We start from the raw sequence: 1,541 nt of genomic DNA on the forward strand, positions 1-1,541 counted from the left end.
CGCTGGCGCTGGCCGGCGGCGTGACCGTGATGTCGACGCCGACGGCGTTCATCGAGTTCAGCCGGGCCCGCGGGCTCGCCCCGGACGGCCGGTGCAAGTCCTTCGCCGCGGCCGCCGACGGCACCAGCTGGGGCGAGGGCGCCGGGATGCTGCTGGTGGAACGGCTTTCCGACGCCCGGCGCCTCGGCCACCCGGTGCTGGCCGTGGTCCGCGGGACCGCGGTCAACCAGGACGGCGCGTCCAACGGCCTCACCGCGCCCAACGGCCCGGCCCAGCAGGGGGTCATCCTCGACGCGCTGGCCGCCGCCGGGCTCTCGCCGTCCGAAGTGGACGCCGTGGAGGCGCACGGCACCGGCACCGTGCTCGGCGACCCGATCGAAGCGCAGGCGGTGCTCGCCACCTACGGCCAGGACCGCGCGGAGCCGCTCTACCTCGGGTCGCTGAAGTCGAACATCGGGCACAGCCAGGCCGCGGCCGGCGTCGGCGGCGTGATCAAGATGGTGCAGGCGATGCGGCACGGCGTGCTGCCGAAGACGCTGCACGTCGACGAGCCGAACCCGCGGGTCGACTGGACCGCGGGCGACGTCGAGCTGCTCACCGAGGCCCGGCCGTGGCCGGAAACCGGGCGGCCGCGGCGGGCCGGCGTGTCGTCGTTCGGGGTCAGCGGCACCAACACGCACGTGGTCCTGGAGCTGCCGGAGGAGACCGACGCGGGCGAGCGGACCACGCCGCCGGTGCTGCCGCTGCTGATCTCGGCCCGCACGCAGGACGCGCTGGCCGCCCAGGCGCAAGCGCTTTCGGACCACCTCGACGACGTGTCGCTTGTGGACGCCGCGTTCACCACCACGACCCGCGCGCGGCACCCGCACCGGGCCGTCGTGCTCGGCCGTGACCGCGAGGAGCTCCTGGCCGGGCTGGCCGACCTCGCCACTGCCGTCACGGACACCGCGGCGCCGGGCAAGACCGCGTTCCTCTTCTCCGGCCAGGGTGCCCAGTACGCGGGCATGGCGACCGAGCTGCACCAGGCCTACCCGGTGTTCGCCGCGGCCCTCGACGCCGCGCTGGCCGAGCTGGACCCCGCGGTGCGCGGCGCGGTGTTCGACGGCGACCGCCTGGACGAAACCGAGTTCACCCAGCCCGCGCTGTTCGCCGTCGAGGTCTCGCTCTTCCGGCTCCTCGAAGCCTGGGGCGTGCGGCCGGACTTCCTGCTCGGGCACTCGATCGGCGAGATCGCGGCCGCGCACGTCGCCGGCGTCCTCTCGCTGGCCGACGCGGCCACGCTGGTCACCGCCCGCGGCCGGCTGATGCAGGCCCTGCCCGCGGGCGGCGTGATGATCGCGGTCGAGGCGGGCGAGGGCGAAATCGCCCCGACGCTGCCCGACGACGTCGCGATCGGCGCCGTCAACGGGCCCGGCGCGGTGGTGCTCTCCGGCCCGGCCGAAGCCGTCACGGCCGTTGCCGCCGCGTGGGCGGAGAAGGGCCGCAAGACCAGCGAACTCGCCACCAGCCACGCGTTCCACTCGCCGCTGATGGCGCCGATG

1 protein-coding gene is annotated in these 1,541 nt (G+C 75.5%); it reads left to right on the forward strand.

Going from position 1 to position 1,541, the window contains the following annotated elements:
• A partial coding sequence (locus G3I65_RS09085) for a type I polyketide synthase (RefSeq protein WP_160695695.1) occupies window positions 1–1,541 on the forward strand: 1,541 nt, incomplete at both ends.

It is taken from the genome of Amycolatopsis sp. SID8362, assembly GCF_010550475.1.
Taxonomy (GTDB): Bacteria; Actinomycetota; Actinomycetes; order Mycobacteriales; family Pseudonocardiaceae; genus Amycolatopsis; species Amycolatopsis eburnea.